We start from the raw sequence: 20266 nt of genomic DNA, 5'->3' as shown, positions 1-20266 counted from the left end.
CGTTGGAGTTCCAGTGCGTTTGAGTGCGTTCGAGTCGATTCCCGTGAGTGGCCCGGTGGCCTGGGCGGGCGGGCATGACGGGCCGACGGCGCTCCGGATCGGATGACCGTCGCGCTGCGCTCTCCGGCCGGTCCGCGCCGAACCGAGGGGATCACACCGTCTCTTTGACAGTGTGCGACGATGTGATTACTGTCGCTCGTGTGTTCGATCAAGGGCGGGCCGGTACGGCCCTGCAGGCGCGGGAGGTGAGTCGTGGGTGAGCTGCGGTCGATCGCAGACCCGTTCACCGTGCCCGGTCCGGCCGGGGTGGCGATCCGTGACCGGCTGCGCCTGTCGGAGGCGGATGCGGCGGTGCTGGCCGAGGTCGGCGCGTTCCTCGGCGCGCTGGCCTCCCGCGACCTGAAGACCCGCTGCGCCGCCGGACGCGAGCACGACACCGCCGCGTGGGCGGCGCGTAAGCGGGAACTCACCGTGGCCTCCTCAGCCCGGTGGGCCGGGTCCATCACCAAGGCGACCAACGACCAGTGGGCGCTGGCGCGGCGGGCGCAACTCGACCGTCTGCAGAAGCTGGAGGCGGGCATCGCGGTGCTGCGCCACCGCCTGTCCCAGCCCCTCGGCGCTCCCGGCACCAACCGCGCGCCGGGCGGCTACCGCTCGAAGGCCGAGCGGCACGCCAAACAGCGCCGCCTGCACCTGCTGGAAGCCCGGTGTGCGGCGGTGCGGAGGGACTGGGAGGCGGGCCGGGTCCGGGTCTGCCGGGGCGGCAAGCGCCTGGCCACCACGCGCCACCACCTGGAGCAGGCCGACCTGACCGAGGAGAAGTGGCGGGAACGTTGGCGGGCGGCGCGGCTGTTCCTGTCCGCGGACGGCGAGTCGGGCAAGCGGTTCGGCAACGAGACCATCCGCCTGTCCCCCGACGGCGAGATCAGTATCCGGCTGCCGTCGGCGCTGGCGCACCTGGCCAACGCCCCGCACGGCCGCTACGTGCTCTCCTGCACGGTGCGTTTCGCGCACCGCGGTGCCGAGTGGGCCGACCGCATCACTGCCGATAAGGCGGTCGCCTACACCATCGGCTATGACGCGGTGCGGGGCCGGTGGTATGCGACCGCGTCCTGGCAGCGCCCACCCGCCCCCGTCCTGCCGGTGGAGGCGGCGCTGGCGGGCGGCTGCCTCGGCGTGGACGCCAACAACGACCACCTGGCCGCCTGGCGGCTGGATGCGCACGGCAACCCGGTCGGCGCGCCGCGCCGCTTCGCCTACGACCTGTCCGGCAGCGCGCAGCATCGGGACGCGCAGGTGCGTCACGCGCTGAGCGGGCTGCTGCACTGGGCCCGGCAGTGCGGCGTGAAGGCGATCGCGATCGAGGACCTCGACTTCACGAACGACAAGACGCGGGAGAAGCACGGGCGGCGCAAGCGCTTCCGGAACCTGATCTCCCGCTTCCCGACCGCGAAGCTGCGCAACCGGCTGGTGGCGATGGCGGCCGAGCAGGACGTGGCGGTGGTGGCGGTCGATCCTGCCTACACCAGCCGGTGGGGAGCCGAGCATTGGCAGCGGCCGATGAGCGCCCCCCGCCGCCGGGTCACCCGGCACGAGGCGGCGAGCATCGCGATCGCACGACGTGCTCTGGGGCACGCGATCCGGCGTCGGACGACCCGCCCCCCTGGTGACCGGAGTGATCACCAGAGGCTTCGGGACGTCCAGGCCGGAGAGCACGCCCCGGAGCGCGGGCAGGGGACCCGTCCACCTGATCCGGATCGGCCCCGTGGAGGGCCGCCGCCGGGCGGGACGTGAACGCGGGGACCCAGTGCGTCCAGGACCGTTCGGGGCGCGCCGGTGGGCCGGGATTCACTCCCGCTCACTGAAAAGGAACGGTAGTAGTAGGGTCGCGTGCGATTTGCCGTTTCCATAAGGGATTGCGGTCGGGCGTTGGAGACGACTGGAACGGTCCGGAATCAATGGATCCGGGCGCGTAGGCTTCCTTCGAGGAGGTGCTGAGCGTGGCCTCGGGCCCTCACGACCCGCGCTCGCGAGAACGGCCGGCGGACGACGACGGCGCGTCCGGTGGGATGGCGTACGGAGCGGAGCACCAGGAGCCGCTGGAGTCCCGCGGGACCCGTGGATCCCAAGAGCCCCAAGAGCCCCAAGAGCCCCAAGAGCCCCAGGAGCCTCCGGAGCCCCAGTCCCCGCCGACGATGCAGCACTTCCCTCCCGGTCCCTCCGATGGCCGGCCGCGTGGTCTTCCGCTCTCCTCCCCCTGGGTGGCGCCGCCCTTCGCCGCTCCCGCGCCGGAGGACGCCGGTCCCCCTTCCCCGCCCCGGCCCTCCGGCACCGGCCGCCGCCGTCCCTACGCCCGGCCGTACGCCTCGCCCTCCGCCTCCGCGGACGCCCCGCCGCAGGGCTCTCCGGAACCGGAGAACCCCTCGGCGCGACCGGATCCCTCTGGCGTGCCCGCAGTAGACCGGCACTCCGCGGGAGCCCCCGTAGCCGAGCCGGGAGCCGAGCCGGGAGCGGAGCCCCGTCCGCGCAGGAGAGTGGCGGACCGCCCCGACCGGCTGGTGGCGTCCGCTCCCGCCGGGCCGGAGCCTGGAGCGGAGCCCCGTCCGCGCAGGAGAGTGGCGGACCGCCCCGACCGGCTGGTGGCGTCCGCTCCCGCCGGGCCGGAGCCTGGAGCGGAACCGCCCGCCGTACCACGGGAGGAGCCGGAACGGCAGGACGATTTCGAGCCCGTGCGGCGGGTCGGACGCCCGCCCGCCGGAAGACCGGCCCGGCCGGACCTCCTGGTGGCCCAGGGGCCTCCCCCGCGCGGGCAGGGTGGCGGGCGCCACCGGCCGGCCGTCGCGCCCTCGGCCGTGCGCCGTTCCAGTCCGAAGCGGGGCAGGGGCGGACGCCGGCTGGTCGTCCCCCTGGTGATGGTCCTGGTCCTCACCGCGGCGGTCGGCGGGGGCCTGGCGCTGTGGGGCTGGGTGAGCGACTCGCTGGGCACGGGGCTGCGCCTGGCGGGTGGTGACTTCCAACCGGCGGACGGGACCTTCGCCTCGCCCGTCGACGGCGGCGGCGACGGTTCCAGCCAGGTGCTCAACGCCATCGCCGCGGTGGGGCCGACCGTGGTGGCGGTCGGCAGCGACACCACCAGCCCCGTCCCCCGGCCGCTGTTCCTCGTCTCGCCGGACGGCGGCACGACCTGGCGGCTGGGGAAGGTGACCGGGTTCGCGGGCCAGGAAGGCGGACCGGCCACGGTCGGGCTGGTCGCGGGCGGCGACGGCCGGTGGCTGGCGGCGGGCAACGAGCCGTCCGGCACCGGAGGGCCCGCCGGGGGGCTCACCGTGGGGCTGTGGAGCAGCGTCGACGGCCACCGCTGGAGCGCGGTGGACGCCGAGGGACTGACCGCGTTCGCGAGCGGCGACAGGATCACGGACCTGGCCCGGACATCCTCCGGCTTCGTCGCGGTCGGCACCGCCGTCCTCGGCGACGGCACCTCGGGCGCCGCCGCCTGGACCTCGCCCGACGGGCGGAGCTGGACCAGGGTGGAGACGCGCGACATCGGCGCCCCGGACAGGATCCGCGGCCTCAGGGCGGTCGCCGCCCGGGGGGACGCCGTGGTCGCGCTGGCCGACCCGGCCCAGGGCGCTTCGGGCTCGGTCGTCCTGCGCTCCGGCGACGGCGGGAGGTCCTGGCTGCCGTCCGGAGTGGCGCTGGACGGCGTCGTCGCGCAGCCGGGCACGCTCGCCGTGGCCCGGAAGGGGTTCGTCCTGGTCCCGCTCCAGCAGCGCAGCGCCAAGGGGGAGGTACGGGTCCACTGCTCGGCCGACGGCGGGAAGTGGGAGGCCTGCGGCGCCATCACGGGGCTGGACGCGCAGGGGTCGGGCGTCAAGCGCCTGACCTCCTCCCCCGAGGGGGTGGCCGCGGTCACCGAGACGGGCCTGGAACGCTACGCCGTGCACACCAGCGCGGACGGCCGCGAGTGGACCAGGGCCGCCGACCTCGGCCGGCTGCCCGGATCGCTGCGGGCCCTGGCGGTCTCCGGCACGGGCACGCTCGTCGTCGGCGGCGACGAGCGCGCCGCCGAGGTGGACAACCGGCTCGTCCTCATCACGGCGGCCAAGGGGAGCGGGGCGAAGGCGGTCCCCCTGGCCGAGATCCGGGGCCTGGTCCGGGCCGCCCGCGAGACGGCCCGGGTGGCCGCGGGGGAGGGCCGGTTCGTCGCCGTCGGCTCGGTCTTCGGCGACGCCGGGATCTGGAGCAGTCCCGACGGGGAGGACTGGCAGGCCGCGGGATCGGCGGAGGTCCTCGGCGGTGCGCACCGGCAGGCCCTCGGCGACGTGGCGTACGGCAGGAAGGGCTGGCTCGCGGTGGGCGGGACCATGAGCGGGGCCTCCTCGACGGAGCCGCTGCTCGTCACCTCCGCCGACGGCGGCGACTGGCGCAGGGTCCCGGCCGGGGACGCGCTGAAGCCGGCGGGCGACCGGGACTTCCTCGCCCCGCACGCGGTCGCGGCCGGCCCTTCCGGCTACGTCCTGGCCGGTGAGGAGCGGGGCGCGGCCACCGCCGCCCCCGTCCTGTGGTTCTCCGCCGACCTGAAACGCTTCACCCGGGCGGCGGGGCTGCCCGCGGGCGGCGTGGGGGTGCGCCTGCACGACGTCTCGCCGACCTCTTCCGGCTACATGGCCGTCGGCGGCTCCGGTACGGCGGGGCACGAGACCGGCGTGGTGTGGGTCTCGGCCGACGGCGTCACCTGGACCGCGCGCAAACCCGTCCTCCCGGTCGGCGCGACGTCGGCGGGACTGCGGCACGTGGTCACGTACGGCGGGCAGGCCGTCGCGATCGGCGCCGCCGAGACCGCCGAGGGCAGCCGGGCGTTCGGCGCCGTCTCCCGGGACAACGGGGCGACGTGGGAGACGGTCTGGCTCCCCGCCGACCAGGCGGCCGCCGTGCACGACCTGGCCGCGACCCAGGACGGGGTGGTGGCGGTGGGCCGGCAGGGCGCTCGGGGAGAGGGGGACAGCGCGGTGTGGACCTCCGGGGACGGGCGGTCCTGGCAGCTGCACACGCCCACCCAGGGGCACCTCGCCGGCGGCGGCGTCCAGTGGCTCGGCGCCGTCGCGGTCTCCGGCGACCGGGTGGTGGCCCTGGGCCGGTCCACCACCTACGACGCCGACCACCTCACCCTGTGGCGCTCGACCCTGACGGCGGACCGATGACCTCCCAGCCGGTGAGGGCGTCCAGCAGGCCCGGGACCAGGGGCAGGCGGGGCAGCTCACCGGGGTCGAACCAGCGGGCGTCGGCGGCGTCGTCGCCGGGGACGAGCACGCCGCCGACGACCTCGGCCAGGTAGTCGCGGATCTCGTAGACCACGCCGCCCGGGCCCGGGCGCTCCACCGTGCCCGCCAGCGGCCCGACCGCGACCGCCAGCCCGGTCTCCTCGGCCACCTCCCGGACGACCGCCCCGGCGTCGGACTCGCCGGGCTCCACCCTGCCGCCGGGAACCGACCAGAGCCCCTCGCCGGGCGGGCGGCCGCGGCGGACGAGGAGCAACCGGCGGGAGTCATCGGAGATGATCGCCCCCACACAATTTACGCGCACCTGAACAAGATTACGGCTCCATAACGGACTGCGCTCTTGACTGACCGGTCATCAGGAGAGCACCGTGGGTAGGCGTGAGAGCATCGCCTACCTGCCCACGCTGTTTCGGCCCGCTTCGCCCGCCGAGTGCTTGGTCAAGCGCCTGGCGATGCGGCCCGCACGGCGACGTCCTGCCCCTGCAGCCGCCGCGGCAACCGTCGGAGGCGGCCGTGGAGGCCGTCACCCGCGAGGCCCACGTCCCGGTCTGGATGCCGTGGCCGCTGCCGACCGGCTGGCTGGTCACCGGGTTCGCCGCGGCCGGTGACGAGCGCACCGGCACCCGGGCCACCGTCGTCGCGCTGTCCGGCCCCTCGCTGACCCAGGGCCCCGCCGATCTGCTGATCATCGCGGAGGAGCCCGGGGTGGGACTCGGCGCGGGGTTCGCCGGGCTGCCCGGCCCCGACCCGGGGGAGGGGTTCGGCGAGGGCCCGCCGCACGCGAAGATCGACGTGAACGGCCACCCCGCCGCGCTCTGGTGCGTGAGCGGCGCCGCCGACCGGGCGGTCTACGCCGGTGAGGCGATGGGCGACTGGCTGTGGGCCGTCGTCTGGCCCGCCGACGCGGGCTGCCTGGTCGCCCTCTTCGAGCTCTCCCTGCGCGACCTCCGCGACGACGGACAGGTGTTCGACCTGCCCTTCGGCGCCTTCTCGCCGCGCCTGGAGGTCGGGGAGGCCTGACACCTCGGCGCCCCCCGGCGCGTCCCGGCGGAGTCCCGTCCGGCCACGGCCTCGGCGGAGTCCCATCCGGCCAGGGCCCCGGCGCCGGCCCGCTCGGGCTGGAACCCCGCAGGCCCCGGCGCGGGCCGGGTGGCTAGCATTGAGGCGATCCCCCTCCGCTCCGGCCAGGGGGACGCGTGTTCGACATCCAGTTCTTCGTCGAGGCGTTCGTCACGATGTTCGTCATCATGGACCCGCCCGGCATCATCCCGCTCTTCCTCGCCTACACCGGCGGCCGCAGTACGGCCGAGCGCAGGCGGATCGCCTGGCAGGCGCCCATCGTCGCGTTCTGCCTCGTCGTGCTGTTCGCGGTCTTCGGGCAGGCGATCCTCGGCTACCTGCACGTCGAGGTGGCGGCCATGCAGATCGCCGGCGGCCTGCTGCTCCTGCTGGTCGCCCTCCAACTGCTCACCGGTGAGACCGAGCCGCCCGCCAACACGATGAAGTCCAACGTGAACGTCGCCCTGGTCCCCCTCGGCACCCCCCTGCTCGCGGGCCCGGGGGCGATCGTCGCGACCATCGTCTTCGCCCAGCAGGCCGGGGCCAAGAGCGGCGGCATCCTGGCGCTCGCCCTGGCCATCGGGGTCGTGCACATCCTGCTCTGGGTGTTCATGCGCTTCTCGCTGGCCATCGTCCGGGTCGTCAAGGAGAACGGCATCGAGCTCGTCACCCGCATCGCGGGCCTGCTGCTCTCGGCGCTCGCCGTACAGCTCATCATCACCGCCATGCGCACGCTCCTGGGGGTGGCGCCGTGACGCGCAGCGTCGCAGTGAAGCGGAGGCAGTAAAGTTCTGAAGCGTGACAGCCCGTATCGAGCGAGTGGTGACCGAGGGTGCCGTCGACATCGACGGCACCGAGCACAAGGTCGAGAACAACACCTGGATCGTGGGTGACGATGAGGAGGTCATCGTCATCGACCCCGCGCGCGACGCGGAGAGGATCCTGGAGCAGGTCGGCGAGCGGGAGGTGCTCGCCGTCATCTGCACCCACGGCCTGCCCGACCACGTCGGCGCCGCCATCGAGGTGGCCGCGCGCGACGAGGCCGTGGTCGCCATGCACCCCAAGGACAAGCCGCTGTGGCGCCGGACCTGGCCGGACACGTGGCCGGACATCGAGCTGGAGGACGAGGGCGTGTTCGCCGTCGCCGACGTGGAGCTGGAGGTCATGACGACTCCCGGCGTCACGCTGGGCGGCATCTCGCTCTACTGCGAGGAGCTCGACGCGGTCTTCACCGGAAAGACGCTCCTGGCCGACGGCCCGGGCAGGATCGCCGGTGAGTACCCCGCGCTGGCCGACCAGCTCTCCACGATCGGCGGGCGGCTGTTCACCCTGCGCCACAGCACCCGCGTGCTGCCCGCGCACGGCGAGGAGGCCGTCATCGGCGACCTGGAGCCGCAGTTCGACGCCTGGCTGTCCGGTTCGCTGACCCGCGGCGCCGCGGAGGCGGAGGACGAGGGCCCGCTGAAGGACGGGACGCGCGCCGCGGGGATCCGGCTGAACCTCGACCGCGACTAGCCCTCCATGGACCAGCTCCCCCTGGAGGGCGTCCCGCGGCGGCTCTACTCCTGCACGCCGTCGCGGCTCAACGGCTGGCTGGACTGTCCCCGGCGCTACCGGTTCGGCTACCTCGACCGGCCCGCGCCGCAGCGGGGGCCGCGGTGGGCGCACACCAGCGTGGGCGTGAGCGTGCACAACGCCCTGGCGGGCTGGTGGCGGGAGCCGTACGACCGGCGCACCCCGGCGACGGCGGAGACGCTGCTGGCCAGGGGGTGGATCGGCGACGGGTTCCGGGACGCCGGGCAGTCGGCGGCCTGGCTCGACCGGGCGCGGGCGATGGTCGCCCGCTACACCGCGACCCTCGACCCGGCCGACGAGCCCGTCGGCGTCGAGCGGACCGTGGCGACCAAGACCTCCGTGCTCGCGCTGTCCGGCCGCGTCGACCGGCTCGACCGCAGGGGCGGGGAGCTGGTCGTGGTCGACTACAAGACCGGCCGCCGCCCGCTGACCGAGGACGACGCCCGCTCCTCGCTGGCGCTGGCCGTCTACGCCCTGGCCTCCTCCCGGATGCTGCACCGGCCGTGCAGGCGGGTCGAGCTCCACCACCTGCCGACCGGTTCGGTCGCGGCGTGGGAGCACACCGAGGAGTCCCTGGAGCGCCACCTGCGCCGGGCGGAGGAGATCGCGACCGAGGCCGCCGAGGCCGACGAGCGCTACGGGAGCTGGGCGGAGGCGGCGGGGCGGAGCTCGCGTGCGGGTGCGGGCAGAGGCAGGGGCGCGGCGGGGAACGCGGACCGCACGCCGCCGGAGGTCCCGCCGGAGATCGACGCGCTCTTCCCGCCGAGGACCGGCCCGCTCTGCTCGTGGTGCGACTTCCGCCGCCACTGCCCGGAGGGGCGGGCGGCGGCGCCGGACAAGCTTCCCTGGGACGGCCTGGCCGACTCCTGAGGAGCCCTCGTCCTTCCCCGGCCGCCGGCCGCAGCGGACGGGCAGGGCCCCTGGGCGGGTCCGGGCGAGCCACTCCGCCCAGGCGGCGCCCAGGCCCGTCTCGGGCGGCGCCCAGGCCGTCTCCGGCGGCGCGCAGATCCGTCTCAGGCGGCCCGGGACGCGCCGCCCGGCCAGCGCCGGGGATCGGTCAGCCCCTTCAGGCCCCGGCTCACGTCGTAGCCCGCCGCGCCCAGCCGCTCGCGGGAGGCGGTGAGCATGGCGCGGGTCCGCTCGGTGAAGGCCCGGTCGTGGACGGGCTCGGGGAGCGCGTTCATGCTCAGCCGGAACGCCCGCAGCGCCGCGGTGACCGCGCCGCGGGGCACCTCGGGCAGCACGCCGTACAGTCGCCTGGCCCAGCCGGGCAGCGAGTAGTAGCACAGGGCGCCGAACGGGAAGTAGGCGGGCTTGCCGGGGTTGAGCATGCGGAGTTCGGCGGGCAGGCGCGGCCAGAGCAGGAAGCGGACGGTCGCGGCGGCCTCGGGGGTGACCTTCAGCGCGGGCCGGATCCCGGCGAGGTAGTCGTCCAGCTCGGCCAGCGAGCCCGGCACGTCCTCGGCGTGCAGTCCCACGTAGCCGGCGCTGCGGCGCTGCTCGGCGAGGTAGCGGTCGGCCTGGCGGTCGGTGAGCGCGAGACCCGCCCGCCGCGCCACCGACAGGTAGGACGAGACCTCGGCGCAGTGCACCCAGAGCAGCAGCTCGGGATCGTCCACCCGGTGGGTCCGGCCGGTGTCCGGGTCGTCGATGCGCAGGCTCCGGTGGATGCCCCGGACCCGGCGGCCGATCTCCTCGGCCTCCGCGGGGCTGCCGAAGGTCACCCGGCCCACGAAGTCGGCGGTACGGCGGAGCCGCCCGAACGGGTCGTCCTGGAAGGTGGAGTTCTGCCAGACCCCGCGCATCGCGAGGGGGTGCAGGGCCTGGAGCATGAGGCCGCGGACGCCGCCGATCCACATGGAGCGGTCGATGTGCACGAGCCAGGTCGCGGTGTACGGGGGCTGGACGACGATGTCTTCGATGCTCGCCATGGTAAGTAGATGATTACATGGGATTGGACGGATCGTCCAACAACGTCGCCTCCGTGACCGGGGAACCGTCCCGTCCCGTGACGTGCGCCCCGCCGTGACCGCAGAGGAGCGCCGCCTCCGCGGCCGGGGAACCGCCCTGCCCCGGACGGTCAGCTCAGCAGCCGGGCCTCGGCGGAGTTCCAGAACCGGACGAGGGCGGCGGCCGTGGTCTCGGGGGCCTCCACCGCGGGGGAGTGCGCCGCGCCGGGGACGACCACGCACTCGGCGTCCAGCCGGTGCGCCATCTCGGCCTGCAGGTGCGGGGGCCAGCCGTCGTCGTGCTCGCCGTACAGGACCAGGGTGGACACGCCGACCTGGGCGAGGTCGCCGCAGCGGTCGGGCGCGGAGAGCACCTGCCGGGTCATGGCGGCCATGCCCACCGGCGAGTTGGAGAACAACCGCTTGCGCAGGAACGCGACGATCTCGTCGGGCACCCCGACGGCCAGCGCCTCCGGCTCCATCCGGTCGTGCCACAGGTGCTCCATGCCGCGTTCGGGCAGCTCGGCGAGCATCTTCCGGCTGAAGCGCTCGCGCGGGCCGACGATCGCGCCCGGACCCGAGCTCATCAGCGTGTAGGAGGCGAACTTGGTGCGGCCGTCGATGACCGCCTCGCGGGTGACCAGTCCGCCGAAGGAATGGCCGACCAGGTGGAGGGGCTCACCCTCACCGACCGTCTGCGCCAGCAGGTCGATGTCGTTGCCGAGCGCCGCGCAGGTGTAGGCGGCGGGGTCGTCCGGGCCGTCCGTCTCGAACTGGCCGCGCATGTCGATCGCGATGACCCGGCGGCCCGACTGGGCGAGCGTCTGGAGGACGGAGATGAAGTCCTCCTTGCTGCCCGTGAGACCGGGGACCAGCAGGGCGGGCCAGCGCTCCGGGATGCCGCTGACGGGCATCGCCTCCAGCGCGGCGAACGTGCCCGCCGCCGTGTCGACCGAGATCGGGCGGACGCCAGGAGGCAGGGTCAGAAAACGCGGCGTACTCACGTGAGACCACGATACCTCTCTGGTCGGGATGGCCTGCCGCCTCCGCGGACGGCGGGGGAGGGGCGCCGGGCGGGATGCCCGGAGCCCCTCCCCCGCGGTTACGGCTGGTTGCCGCGGCGGGGACCCCGCTGCTGGCCCCGGGCCGCCGGGCGGCGGCGGTTCTGGACGCGCTCGGAGGCCGCCGAGGGGGCGATCTCGTCGTCGTCCGTCGCCAGGTCGGGAGACTTGAAGATCACCGCGAACGGGCTCGGCGGAATGATCTTCTCCGGCTCGGGACGCGGCTGCTGGGGCGCGGGCGCCGGCTCCTCGACGTCCAGGTCGGGGGCGTCGAGGTCCTCGGCGGCCACCGGCTCGACGGGAGCGGTCTCCGGGCTCCGCCCGGTCCTGCGGGTGCGGCCGCGCCGGGGCGCGGACTCACCGTCGTGCGGTGCCACATCTGCCTCCACCTGGGGGAGCTCGACGGCGGGACTCGGGACGTCCGCGACCTCGACCGGCGCCGCGGCTTCGACCGGCGCCACGACCTCTGCCGGCACTGCGGCCTCCTCGACGGCGGCCGTCTCCGGGGCCTCCGCGCCGTTCCGGGCGCCGCGCGTGCGGCGGCGCTCGCGGGGGGTGCGGGCGGGACGCTCACGGCGCTCCTCCCGCTCCTCGTCGCGGCCCTTGCGGGGCGTGCGCGAACGGGTGCGGCCGGTCTCGCCGAGGTCTTCGACCTCCTCGGCCGCCAGGCCGGCCCGGGAGCGGTTGGCGCGCGGCAGCACACCCTTGGTGCCCTCGGGGATGCCCAGGGCGCTGTAGATGTGCGGCGAGGTCGAGTAGCTCTCGACGGGCTCGGCGAAGTCCAGCGAGAGCGCGTTGTTGATGACCTTCCAGCGGGTGAGGTCCTCCCACTCCACGAAGGTCACCGCCACGCCGGTGCGGCCGGCGCGGCCGGTGCGGCCGATCCGGTGCACGTACGCCTTCTCGTCCTGCGGGCAGTCGTAGTTGACGACGTGGGTGACGTCGTCGACGTCGATGCCGCGCGCCGCGACGTCGGTCGCGACCAGGACGTCGATCTTGCCGTTGCGGAAGGCCCGCAGGGCCTGCTCGCGCTGGCCCTGCCCGAGGTCGCCGTGGACGGCGGCGGCGGCGAAGCCGCGCTCCTTGAGGTCCTCCACGACCCGGTCGCAGGCGCGCTTGGTCTCGCAGAAGACCATCGTGAGCCCGCGGCCCTCGCACTGGAGGAGGCGACCGAGGATCTCGATCTTGTCCATCCGGTGCGTGCGCCAGACGAACTGCGTGGTCTGCGGGGTCGCCTCGGCCTCGGCGTCGTTGTTCTCGGCCCGCACGTGGGTCGGGCGGTTGAGGTAGCGCCGGGACAGGCCGACGATCTCGCCCGGCAGGGTGGCGGAGAACAGCATCGTCTGCCGCTCGGCCGGGACGAGCTTGATGATGCGCTCGATGTCGGGCAGGAAGCCCAGGTCGAGCATGCGGTCGGCCTCGTCCAGGACGAGCACGCCGATCTGCGAGAGGTCGAGGTGCTTCTGCTTGACCAGGTCGAGCAGGCGGCCGGGGGTGCCGACGATGACGTCGACGCCCTGCTTGAGGGCCTCGATCTGGGGTTCGTAGGCGCGCCCGCCGTAGACGGTGAGGATCCGGGAGCCCAGCTTGCCTGCGGCCGTGACCAGGTCCTCGGTGACCTGGACGGCGAGCTCGCGGGTCGGTACGACGATGAGCCCGCGAGGCTTCTTCCGGTTCTTCCTGGGCTTGCCGACACGCTGGAGCATCGCCACGCCGAAGGCGTAGGTCTTGCCGGTGCCGGTGCGCGCCTGGCCGATGATGTCCTGGCCCGCGAGGGCCAGGGGGAGTGCCATCTCCTGGATCGGGAACGGCGTGGTGATGCCCTCGGTGTCGAGGGCGTCAGCGATCTCTGGTGTGACTCCGAGGTCTCGGAACGTCGTCAGCTTGGCCTGCCTAAATCTCCGTTGAAGGCAGTCCTGCCGGGACCACGGGCCAACAGATCCCCGTGCCGGGTCCTCGCGGAAGGGCCAGCCCTCTCAATGTCATCAGCGACCGCTGCGGCGTCACGCCGATTTCCGGGGGGCGTTCAGGAGAGATCTCCTGGGTTAACACAGTGCGGTCGCACTTTCACTGGGAAGTGTACCCGATACCACAACCGAGAACCGATTTCCTGGTATTCCGCATGAATAAGGCCGGTGACCCGCGGGGGACCGGGACCCGTTCACCGGCGGCCCCGGACGCTCGTAGTCTGCCCCCATGAGTGATTCCCGCCCTGGCGTCGCCGACCTGCTCGGTGTGCTCGCCTACGCCGAGCTGACCGCGTTCCTCCGCCTCGCCGAGGAGGCCGCGCGGCACGCGCCGACGCTCACCGACCGGGCCGCGCTCGGCGACCTCGCGGCGGCCGAGTACGCGCACTTCCGGCTGCTCCGTGACCGGCTCGCCTCGCTCGGTGCCGACCCGGAGGAGGCGATGGCCCCCTTCGTCGACGCGCTGGACGGATGGCACGAGCGGACCGCGCCGAACGACTGGCTGGAGGCTCTGGTCAAGGCGTACGTCGGCACGGGGATCGCGCTCGACTTCTACCGTGAGGCCGCGGCCCACGTGGACGCCGGGACGCGGTCGCTGGTCGAGGAGGTGCTGGCCGACGAGGGCCGCTGCCAGTTCGCGGTGGACCGGGTCGGCGCGGCCCTGGAGGAGGATCCGAAGCTCGCCGGCCGGCTGGCGCTGTGGTCCAGGCGGATGGTGGGCGAGGCGCTGAGCCAGGCCCGGCGGGTGGCCGAGGCGCGGCCGGAGCTGGCGGTGCTGCTGGTGAGCACGGACGGGGAGGACGTCACCCGGATGTTCAACCGGCTGACCGAGGCGCACGGCAGGCGGATGGCCGCTCTGGGGCTGACCCCGGGGCCGTGATCCCGCCGCGGCACGGCCCCGGGAGGGGTCCCCGCCGCGGCGGGGACCCCTCCCGGGGACGGCGCGGTCAGGCGCCGTGCCCGGCCGGGGCGCGGTGCACGAGCGGAGGGCGCCCGGCGGCAGGACGCCCGGGAGGGCGCCCGGCGGCGGGGCGCCGGATCAGAGGGTGCCGCCGAAGCCGACGGGGCGGGACTCCTCCTCGCCGATCTCGACGAAGCCGAGCGAGGTGATCGGGACGAGGACCCTGCGGCCCTTGACGTCGGTGATGGAGAAGATGCCCCGGTCGGCGGCGAGGGCCTTGCCGAGTTCGTTCTCGACCTCCTCGGCCGAGAGGTCGGTCTCCACCACGAGCTCGCGGTGCACGGACCGCACGCCGATTTTGATTTCCATGTGCTGCTCCCTTTCGATGAGGGCTGCCTGTCTCATCGTCGCCCCTCGGGGAGCTCCGCGCGCCGGTTGATCGCGTCAAGCGAACAGCCCGCCGGTGCGCGGCGGGCCGGGTCAGCCGGTGCGGGGGAAACCCGAGATGCCGCGCCAGGCGAGGCGGGCCATGAGCTGGGTGGCGGCGTCCTTCGGGATGGAGCCGTTGCTGCTGAGCCAGTAGCGGGCGCTGACCTCGGCCATGCCGACCAGGCCGACGCCCAGGAGGTGGGCCTCGTCGCTGGAGCAGCCGGTGTCCTCCTGGATGACCTGGCTGATCATCTCGGCGCTCTCGCGGAGGTTGCGCTCGATGCGCTGGCGGACCGGGGCCACGTTGCGCAGGTCGGACTCGAAGACGAGGCGGAAGGCCTCGCCCTGCCCGGAGACGAAGTCGAAGAAGGCCCCGATCGCCGCCTGGACGCGCTGCTTGTTGTCGGTGGTGGAGGCGAGGGCGTCCCGGCAGCGGGTGATCATGTCGTCCACGTGCAGGTCGAGCAGGGCGAGGTAGAGCTCCTGCTTGCCGGGGAAGTGCTGGTAGAGAACCGGCTTGCTGACCCCGGCCCGCTCGGCGATCTCGTCCATCGCGGCCGCGTGGTAGCCGTTCTCCACGAACACTTCCTGCGCCGCGCTGAGCAGCTGACGGCGGCGGGCCATCCGGGGCAGCCGGGTGCCCCGGGGCTTGGCGTCCGGGGTAGTGGTCACGGCGTTCTCCTTGCGGGATGCTCCTGCGTCTCCTACGTCTCGGGTCATCCTACGCGCGGGTAACCAGGTCAGCGATAGTCATCCTCGTCGAGCTCCACCTCGCGGCTCTGGTCCGTGGCGTCGGCGGGATCCGCGTCGAAGGGGATCCGGTCGGGCCAGTTCCGGTTCCCGGCGCGCACCTCGCGGTGCTGCTCGGCCGCGTCCGCCTCGGGGGTCTCGAGGCCCGCCTCCGGGCCCGCCGTCTCGGACAGGGCGTCGTCGATCTCCTCGAGGGTGGTCTCGTTCACGTCCATCTCCGACATCGGCCCGTCCTTCCGTCCTGCTGTGAACAAGGGACGCCACCCAGCGTACGTCCCCCGGGCGTCCGGGCCGGGCAAGGCAGGGCATCGGATGCACCGTGGCGGGTATGTCCCTCGTTGGTAAGTGTTTCCATGCGCTTGGCGATTTTTCCGAACAGGTGCGCGAAAATCGATGGGGGAGTTCCGACGTAGGGAGACGGCATGCGGAGCATCTGGAACGGCGCGGTGTCGTTCGGGCTCGTCACGATCCCGATCAGGCTGTACCCCGCGACGGAGCAGCGCGGCGTCGCCTTCAACCAGGTGCACCGGGACGACGGCGGGCGCATCCGCTTCCGCCGGGTCTGCGAGGTCTGCGGCGAGGAGGTGCCCTTCGCCGAGGTGGCCAAGGGGTACGGCCTGCCGACCGGGGAGACGGTGGTGCTCGACGACGCCGACTTCGAGGACCTCCCGCTGTCGACCTCGCACCGGATCGAGGTCCTGCAGTTCAGCCCCGCCGACCAGGTCGACCCCGTCCTGCTGGCCAAGTCCTACTACCTGGAGCCGGAGCCGGCCGGGGTGAAGCCGTACGTGCTGCTCCGCGACGCGCTGGAGCGGTCGGGGCGGGTGGCGGTCGCGAAGGTGGCGCTGCGGCAGCGCGAGTCGCTCGCGGCGCTGCGGGTCAGGGAGGGGGTCCTGGTGCTGGAGACCATGCTCTGGCCCGACGAGGTGCGCGAGGCGGGCTTCGCCTTCCTGGAGGAGGAGGTGGAGGTCCGGGCGCAGGAGGCGCGGATGGCCGAGTCGCTCGTCGAGACCATGAGCGGGGACTTCGACCCGGCCGCGCACCGGGACGCCTACCGGGAGGCGCTGCTGCAGGTCGTCGAGGCGAAGGCGGCGGGCCGCCAGGTGGTCCGGGCGCCGGCGCCGGTCGGGGCGGGCGGCCCCTCGGCCGACCTGATGGCGGTGCTGCGGGCCAGCGTGGACGCGGCCAAGCGGAACCGGGGCGACAAGGGGGACAAGGGGGATGCGGCCGGGCGGCCCCGGGCGGACGGCTCGGCGGGGCGGGGCGGGGACGCGCCGGAGCACGGATCGGGCGGGGCCCGCCGGCCCGCCTGACGTGCGGTCCCGCCGGGGCGTGCGGCGGCGGGTCCGGACGCGGCTGTGCCGTGGAGCCCGGCGGGCGCCACGGCACAGGAAGCGGCCGGACTACAGTCGCGGGCCCTTCTTCACGTAGGCCTTGTGGACGTGGCCCTCGACGCCCGAGTCACCGTACACCTTGCGCCAGTTCTCCCTGGAGCGCTTGCAGTTGCCGGTGGTGACCTGTCCGGGATACAGGACGTCGATGGTCTTGTGCCGCTTGTTCCAGGACAGCGGCGTCTTGCCCGGCTTCTTGCGCACCTTGAGGAAGCTGTCGGCGGCGACGTTGCGCACCTGGTAGAGGCAGGTGTCCTGGGCGTGGGCGGGAGTCGCCGTGACAGCGGTGAGGGCGACCAGGCCGCTGCCGGTCACGGCGGCGGCGGCAAAGGCACTGGCGATTCGCTTGGAGAGCATTCGTCACTCCTTCTCTATCGATGTTGTGACTAAGGCGTTGATGTCCGGATTCATTCTGCGAAAACGGGCACGGAGAGTGATGTACTAAATACATAGAGTTACAATATTCTATCTTTGGTATATATCGGACAAAAGGGGCGAAATGCAGGAGTGGTCCGAGGGGCGGGGGCGGCGTCGGTTCGCGGGTGTCGCAGCGATGAGTCCGGAACGCTGATGTTTTTCCGTGTTCGTCCCGGTGGATATCGTCCTAACAGGCAGTGAACCCGCAGGAGGAGACATGGGGGACAACCCGATTCCGTGCTGGCCCGGCAGGACGGTCGAGCTCGGCGAGCGCCGCGTGCACGTGCGCTCGACGCCGCGCGGCCCCGTGGAGACGGCGGTCTACGTGCACGGCCTGGCGGGGTCGGCGACCAACTGGACCGACCTGATGGGCGAGCTGTCCGACGTGGTGACCGGCCACGCGATCGACCTGCCGGGCTCCGGCTACTCCCCGGAGCCGTCCGACGGCGACTACTCCGTCGGCGCCCACGCCCGGACGGTCGCCGCGCTCATCGAGGAGATCGCGGACCGGCCCGTCCACCTGTTCGGCAACTCGCTGGGCGGCGCCGTCTCGGTGCGGCTCGCCGCCACCCGGCCCGACCTGGTCCGCTCGCTCACCCTGGTCTCCCCGGCCCTGCCCGACCTGGTCCTGCGGTACGGCCCGGCGCGCGTGGCCCTGTCCACGGTGCCCGTGCTGGGGGAGTGGGCCTTCGACCGGCTGCGGCTCCTGCCCCCGGAGCGCAGGCTCAACGCCACCCTCGGCATGTGCTACGCCGACCTCGGCCGGGTCCACCCGGAGCGGCTGCGCGAGGCGGTCGAGGAGCTGCGCCGCCGCGACGAGCTGCCGTACGCCGGGGCGGCGGTGATCAACTCCGCCCGCGGCCTCGTCGCGGAGTACCTCAGGGAGTACGTCAAGCGCGGGGCGGACAGCCTCTGGCGGCAGGCGGCCATGGTGCAGGCGCCCACGCTGGTGATCCACGGCCGCCACGACCGGCTCGTCAACCCGCGGATGGCCGCCCGGGCGGGCCGTACGTTCCCGGACGTGCGGCTGGTCCTGCTGCCGGACGCGGGGCACGTGGCACAGATGGAGGTGCCCGAGCGGGTGGCCCGGGAGGCCCGGCGTCTGATATCTGAGACGGCGCCCGTCTCGATTGGGGAATGAGCGCAGCCCCCGGCTAGGTTGTGAGTGATGCGCTAGCCGCATCCGTCAAGACCCCTGAAACGGGAGCAGAACTGTGTCGTTGCCACCGCTGGTAGAGCCGGCAGCCGAGCTGACCGTCGACGAGGTGCGCCGTTACTCGCGCCACCTGATCATCCCCGACGTGGGCATGGCCGGGCAGAAGCGCCTGAAGAACGCCAAGGTGCTCTGCGTGGGCGCCGGAGGGCTGGGATCCCCGGCCCTGCTGTACCTCGCGGCCGCGGGCGTCGGCACCCTCGGCGTCATCGACTTCGACGTCGTCGACGAGTCCAACCTGCAGCGCCAGGTCATCCACGGCCAGTCGGACGTCGGCCGGCCCAAGGCCGAGAGCGCCGCGGCCTCGGTCAGGGAGATCAACCCCCTGATCGACGTGGTCGTCCACAACGAGGTGCTGACCACCGAGAACGTCATGGAGGTCTTCTCCGGCTACGACCTCATCGTGGACGGCACCGACAACTTCGCCACCCGCTACATGGTGAACGACGCGGCGGTCCTCCTCGGCAAGCCGTACGTCTGGGGTTCGATCTACCGCTTCGACGGCCAGGCCAGCGTCTTCTGGGCCGAGCACGGTCCCTGCTACCGCTGCCTCTACCCCGAGCCCCCGCCGCCCGGCATGGTCCCCTCCTGCGCCGAGGGCGGCGTGCTCGGCGTGCTGTGCGCGTCGATCGGCTCCATCCAGGTCAACGAGGCCATCAAGGTGCTCACCGGCATCGGCGAGCCGCTGGTCGGCCGTCTGATGATCTACGACGCCCTGGAGATGACCTACCGCTCGGTCAAGGTCCGCAAGGACCCCGAGTGCGTGCTCTGCGGCAAGAACCCGACGGTCACCGCGCTCCTGGAGGACTACGAGGCGTTCTGCGGCGCGGTCTCCGCCGAGGCGCAGGACGCCGCGGCCGGTTCCACCATCACCGCGGCCGAGCTCAAGTCCTGGCAGGACCGGGGCGAGAGCATCTACGTGGTCGACGTCCGCGAGCCGAACGAGTACGAGATCGTCTCCATCCCGGGCGCCGTGCTCATCCCCAAGGGCGAGTTCCTCAACGGCTCGGCCCTGGAGAGGCTCCCGCAGGACAAGAAGATCGTGCTGCACTGCAAGTCCGGCGCCCGCTCCGCCGAGTGCCTGGCGATCGTCAAGAACGCCGGCTTCTCCGACGCGGTCCACGTCGGCGGCGGCGTGCTGAGCTGGATCAAGACGGTCGACCCGAGCCTGCCGGCCTACTAGGCCCGCCGGTCCGGCCCCGCCGTCCGTACGGCGTGCCCCGTGGAGCCCCGCTCCGCGGGGCGTTCGCCGTTCCGGGGGAGGGCGCCGCCGGAGGAGGGCGGTCCCGGCCGGGACGGGCGCGGCTCGTCCGGGACGGGCGCCGTCACTCCGGGGCGAGGGTGAGCCCCGACCGCGCGACGATCGCCTGCAGGGCCGCCACGTGCAGGGCGTAGGCCCGGCGCCCCTGGGGGGAGAGCTTGAGCCAGGTCCGGGGCCGCTTGCCGATGTATCCCTTGCGGATCTCCACGTATCCGGCGCCCTCCAGGGCGCTCGCGTGCTTGGAGAGCACCGAGTCGCTCACCCCCACCTGGTCGCGGACGAACCCGAACTCGGCCTCGTCCGCCGCCGCCAGCAGCGCGACGATCTGCAGTCGCGCGGGCGCGTGGATGACCGGGTCGAGTCCCATCACCGCCCCCTCTCGATCTTGTCGGCGTTGCGGCGGGAGATCCAGCGGGCGACGAGCGGACCGGTGAGGGCCATCGCCGCGGTCATCCCGAGGCAGGCGTAGGTCGCGCCGTAGGGGACGCCGTTCAGGGTCAGGAAGACCGCCAGCGCCACCGTGCAGGCGATGAGCGCCAGCAGCCAGCCGGTGTAGCCCAGCATGCCCGCGGCGGAGATGACGCTCTTGTGGGCGCGCATCCGGCCGCTGCGGCCGATCGCGATGGAGGAGCCGGCGATCCCGGCCGCGGCCAGCACGGCGCCGGCGATCCGCAGCGGGACCGGGGTGAGGGGGTCGGCGGAGACCTGGATGAGGGTGGTGGACAGGCCGATGCCGACGACGAACCAGGTGGGGAACCAGGGGGTGGTGCGCACGGCCCGCGCCTGCGTGGCGCGGATGCCGGACAGGGCGCGGGCGGCCTCCTCGGGGGAGAGGTCCATGCTCTCGGGGGTCGCGTTCATGAGGACTCCTTCTCCGGGCGGCTTCCCGCCGGGTCTTCCCTTCTCTTTCCAAGAAGGAAAGTACTTTCTACTTTCCGTATCGTCAAGTACTTTCCGGGCTCCCTGATCTGAGGGGAACGGGGAATGGCACCGGCCCGGCCGCATTAAGGTCGG

Annotated in this window: 20 protein-coding genes; 10 read left to right on the top strand and 10 right to left on the bottom strand. The window is 73.5% G+C overall.

Annotated features, from left to right (window positions below; translation table 11 throughout):
* The first annotated feature begins 252 nt into the window (after positions 1–252).
* Complete coding sequence (locus IEZ06_RS05010) at positions 253–1794, top strand: transposase (protein ID WP_203871820.1); 1542 nt, start codon at positions 253–255, stop codon at positions 1792–1794.
* 1058 nt (positions 1795–2852) lie between these two features.
* Entirely contained in the window at positions 2853–5201 is a 2349-nt protein-coding gene (locus IEZ06_RS05005) for a hypothetical protein (RefSeq protein WP_189235462.1), read from the top strand.
* On the opposite strand, the gene IEZ06_RS05000 is transcribed toward IEZ06_RS05005, so the two are convergent.
* The gene (locus IEZ06_RS05000) at positions 5164–5568 is read right to left on the bottom strand and encodes an NUDIX hydrolase (protein ID WP_229797793.1); all 405 of its coding nucleotides are present in this window, start codon (positions 5566–5568) and stop codon (positions 5164–5166) included. The two genes, IEZ06_RS05005 and IEZ06_RS05000, sit on opposite strands and share 38 nt — an antisense overlap.
* Before the next feature lie 89 nt (positions 5569–5657).
* Here IEZ06_RS05000 and IEZ06_RS04995 point away from each other — a divergent pair, with 89 nt between their 5' ends.
* The 4 genes from IEZ06_RS04995 to IEZ06_RS04980 all read left to right on the top strand — a co-directional run bounded on the left by IEZ06_RS04995 (position 5658) and on the right by IEZ06_RS04980 (position 8783).
* Positions 5658–6299, top strand: a complete 642-nt coding sequence (locus IEZ06_RS04995) for a DUF6758 family protein (protein WP_189235460.1) — start codon at positions 5658–5660, stop codon at positions 6297–6299.
* Between the two features lie 176 nt (positions 6300–6475).
* The gene (locus tag IEZ06_RS04990; RefSeq protein ID WP_189235459.1) at positions 6476–7093 is read left to right on the top strand and encodes a MarC family protein; all 618 of its coding nucleotides are present in this window, start codon (positions 6476–6478) and stop codon (positions 7091–7093) included.
* 43 nt (positions 7094–7136) lie between these two features.
* A complete protein-coding gene (locus IEZ06_RS04985) occupies positions 7137–7853 on the top strand; it encodes an MBL fold metallo-hydrolase (RefSeq protein WP_189235458.1) in 717 nt (238 codons plus the stop codon).
* 6 nt (positions 7854–7859) lie between these two features.
* Positions 7860–8783 (top strand): RecB family exonuclease, encoded by a 924-nt coding sequence (locus tag IEZ06_RS04980; protein WP_189235457.1) that lies wholly within the window; start codon positions 7860–7862, stop codon positions 8781–8783.
* A 143-nt stretch (positions 8784–8926) separates the two neighbouring features.
* Here IEZ06_RS04980 and IEZ06_RS04975 read toward each other — a convergent pair whose 3' ends face one another.
* The 3 genes from IEZ06_RS04975 to IEZ06_RS04965 form a co-directional block, all read right to left on the bottom strand.
* Positions 8927–9844 (bottom strand): oxygenase MpaB family protein, encoded by a 918-nt coding sequence (locus IEZ06_RS04975; protein WP_189235456.1) that lies wholly within the window; start codon positions 9842–9844, stop codon positions 8927–8929.
* Positions 9845–9993: 149 nt separating this feature from the next.
* Complete coding sequence (locus tag IEZ06_RS04970) at positions 9994–10866, bottom strand: alpha/beta fold hydrolase (protein WP_189235455.1); 873 nt, start codon at positions 10864–10866, stop codon at positions 9994–9996.
* A gap of 98 nt (positions 10867–10964) precedes the next feature.
* The gene (locus tag IEZ06_RS04965; protein ID WP_203871819.1) at positions 10965–12716 is read right to left on the bottom strand and encodes a DEAD/DEAH box helicase; all 1752 of its coding nucleotides are present in this window, start codon (positions 12714–12716) and stop codon (positions 10965–10967) included.
* A gap of 403 nt (positions 12717–13119) precedes the next feature.
* Here IEZ06_RS04965 and IEZ06_RS04960 point away from each other — a divergent pair, with 403 nt between their 5' ends.
* The gene (locus IEZ06_RS04960) at positions 13120–13770 is read left to right on the top strand and encodes a ferritin-like fold-containing protein (RefSeq protein WP_189235454.1); all 651 of its coding nucleotides are present in this window, start codon (positions 13120–13122) and stop codon (positions 13768–13770) included.
* Positions 13771–13929: 159 nt separating this feature from the next.
* Here the strand turns inward: IEZ06_RS04960 and IEZ06_RS04955 are convergent, their stop codons facing one another.
* The 3 genes from IEZ06_RS04955 to IEZ06_RS04945 form a co-directional block, all read right to left on the bottom strand.
* Positions 13930–14160: a DUF3107 domain-containing protein gene (locus IEZ06_RS04955; RefSeq protein WP_068901389.1), complete on the bottom strand. Its 231-nt coding sequence runs from the start codon at positions 14158–14160 to the stop codon at positions 13930–13932.
* A gap of 111 nt (positions 14161–14271) precedes the next feature.
* The gene (locus tag IEZ06_RS04950; protein WP_153054514.1) at positions 14272–14892 is read right to left on the bottom strand and encodes a TetR/AcrR family transcriptional regulator; all 621 of its coding nucleotides are present in this window, start codon (positions 14890–14892) and stop codon (positions 14272–14274) included.
* A gap of 68 nt (positions 14893–14960) precedes the next feature.
* A complete protein-coding gene (locus tag IEZ06_RS04945) occupies positions 14961–15194 on the bottom strand; it encodes an Rv3202a family protein (protein ID WP_229797792.1) in 234 nt (77 codons plus the stop codon).
* 198 nt (positions 15195–15392) lie between these two features.
* Between IEZ06_RS04945 and ku the strand changes: the two genes are divergently transcribed.
* Positions 15393–16283 (top strand): non-homologous end joining protein Ku, encoded by an 891-nt coding sequence (gene ku, locus IEZ06_RS04940; RefSeq protein ID WP_189235453.1) that lies wholly within the window; start codon positions 15393–15395, stop codon positions 16281–16283.
* A 90-nt stretch (positions 16284–16373) separates the two neighbouring features.
* On the opposite strand, the gene IEZ06_RS04935 is transcribed toward ku, so the two are convergent.
* Positions 16374–16718, bottom strand: coding sequence for a hypothetical protein (locus IEZ06_RS04935; protein ID WP_189235452.1), 345 nt, complete (start codon positions 16716–16718; stop codon positions 16374–16376).
* A gap of 277 nt (positions 16719–16995) precedes the next feature.
* Between IEZ06_RS04935 and IEZ06_RS04930 the strand changes: the two genes are divergently transcribed.
* Together IEZ06_RS04930 and moeZ are read left to right on the top strand one after the other, a co-directional pair.
* Positions 16996–17919, top strand: coding sequence for an alpha/beta fold hydrolase (locus IEZ06_RS04930; RefSeq protein WP_189235451.1), 924 nt, complete (start codon positions 16996–16998; stop codon positions 17917–17919).
* Positions 17920–17992: 73 nt separating this feature from the next.
* A complete protein-coding gene (gene moeZ / locus IEZ06_RS04925; protein ID WP_189235450.1) occupies positions 17993–19174 on the top strand; it encodes an adenylyltransferase/sulfurtransferase MoeZ in 1182 nt (393 codons plus the stop codon).
* 142 nt (positions 19175–19316) lie between these two features.
* On the opposite strand, the gene IEZ06_RS04920 is transcribed toward moeZ, so the two are convergent.
* Together IEZ06_RS04920 and IEZ06_RS04915 are read right to left on the bottom strand one after the other, a co-directional pair.
* A complete protein-coding gene (locus IEZ06_RS04920; RefSeq protein ID WP_189235449.1) occupies positions 19317–19619 on the bottom strand; it encodes a transcriptional regulator in 303 nt (100 codons plus the stop codon).
* Positions 19619–20113: a hypothetical protein gene (locus tag IEZ06_RS04915; protein ID WP_189235448.1), complete on the bottom strand. Its 495-nt coding sequence runs from the start codon at positions 20111–20113 to the stop codon at positions 19619–19621. The genes IEZ06_RS04920 and IEZ06_RS04915 overlap by 1 nt, the downstream gene beginning before the upstream one ends.
* Positions 20114–20266 lie beyond the last annotated feature (153 nt).

Source organism: Planomonospora antibiotica (assembly GCF_014647955.1).
Lineage (GTDB): Bacteria > Actinomycetota > Actinomycetes > Streptosporangiales > Streptosporangiaceae > Planomonospora > Planomonospora parontospora.
The sequence above is the reverse complement of the archived record's forward strand: the minus strand, read 5'-3'. Positions and strand labels throughout refer to the sequence as shown.

Coding starts and splice junctions, on each gene's coding strand:
- IEZ06_RS04965 (WP_203871819.1), bottom strand. CDS start 12,716: ATGGCACTCCCCCTGGCCCTCGCGGGCCAGGACATCATCGGCCAGGCG.
- IEZ06_RS04930 (WP_189235451.1), top strand. CDS start 16,996: ATGGGGGACAACCCGATTCCGTGCTGGCCCGGCAGGACGGTCGAGCTC.
- IEZ06_RS04955 (WP_068901389.1), bottom strand. CDS start 14,160: ATGGAAATCAAAATCGGCGTGCGGTCCGTGCACCGCGAGCTCGTGGTG.
- IEZ06_RS04920 (WP_189235449.1), bottom strand. CDS start 19,619: ATGGGACTCGACCCGGTCATCCACGCGCCCGCGCGACTGCAGATCGTC.
- IEZ06_RS04975 (WP_189235456.1), bottom strand. CDS start 9,844: ATGGCGAGCATCGAAGACATCGTCGTCCAGCCCCCGTACACCGCGACC.
- IEZ06_RS04915 (WP_189235448.1), bottom strand. CDS start 20,113: ATGAACGCGACCCCCGAGAGCATGGACCTCTCCCCCGAGGAGGCCGCC.
- IEZ06_RS04980 (WP_189235457.1), top strand. CDS start 7,860: ATGGACCAGCTCCCCCTGGAGGGCGTCCCGCGGCGGCTCTACTCCTGC.
- IEZ06_RS04960 (WP_189235454.1), top strand. CDS start 13,120: ATGAGTGATTCCCGCCCTGGCGTCGCCGACCTGCTCGGTGTGCTCGCC.
- ku (WP_189235453.1), top strand. CDS start 15,393: ATGCGGAGCATCTGGAACGGCGCGGTGTCGTTCGGGCTCGTCACGATC.
- IEZ06_RS04945 (WP_229797792.1), bottom strand. CDS start 15,194: ATGTCGGAGATGGACGTGAACGAGACCACCCTCGAGGAGATCGACGAC.
- IEZ06_RS04935 (WP_189235452.1), bottom strand. CDS start 16,718: ATGCTCTCCAAGCGAATCGCCAGTGCCTTTGCCGCCGCCGCCGTGACC.